Here is a 630-nt window from a genome sequence, read left to right as displayed (position 1 = left end):
TTCTCCTCCCAGATTTTTTTACTTTCCTCTGTTCCCATGTTCTCTCCCACTCCCCAAATTTGCTTTTTTGCTTCCATTAAATCTTCCTTACTATATTCCATTGTTACCCTCAATAACTTCTGATTGTTGCCGTCTTGACGATTATGTATCTTTACATTACCTTCTGAAACATATGGCGCACCTTGTCCAGGCGGCTGTTTGGACGGCGGGGCTGGATGACTGGCTTGCCGACAGCGGCCTGATACCCTTTCAGTTCTGTAAGGCATACGCTCTGCCCGTTGGTGTAAAAGGCCAGATCAGTACGGTATGCCTGTATACAGCGGGCGGGAATCTCGCCAGTAAAGACAACTTCATCCTTTTTTTCCTGGACCGTTTCGATGGTGGCACAGTATTTCGGTGCATCATGATAAGCCCTGGAAAGATATTCCCGGGGCGCATAGAGGGTGAAGGAGAGATAAGGTTCCAGCAGTTGCGTCCCTGATTCCTTCAATGCCTGTTCCAATACAATCGGGGCCAATGAGCGGAAGTCCGCCGGCGTGCTGACCGGACTGTAATAAAGCCCGTATTCAAAGCAAATCTTACAGTCCGTTACGTTCCAGCCGAACAAGCCCTGCTCCAGCCCGTAACGGA

2 pseudogenes are annotated in these 630 nt (G+C 49.4%); both read right to left on the bottom strand.

Annotated elements, in window-relative coordinates:
* A pseudogene (locus tag ACTNEN_RS13340) lies at positions 1-101 on the bottom strand (class I SAM-dependent methyltransferase); the annotation flags it as partial.
* A 50-nt stretch (positions 102-151) separates the two neighbouring features.
* Positions 152-630 (bottom strand): annotated as a pseudogene (locus ACTNEN_RS13335) (tetracycline resistance ribosomal protection protein Tet(W)); the annotation flags it as partial.

Source organism: Oribacterium sp. HCP28S3_H8, assembly GCF_052064775.1.
Taxonomy (GTDB): Bacteria; Bacillota; Clostridia; order Lachnospirales; family Lachnospiraceae; genus Oribacterium.
Note: the sequence above shows the minus strand (reverse complement) of the source record. Positions and strands in the feature narration are given on the sequence as shown.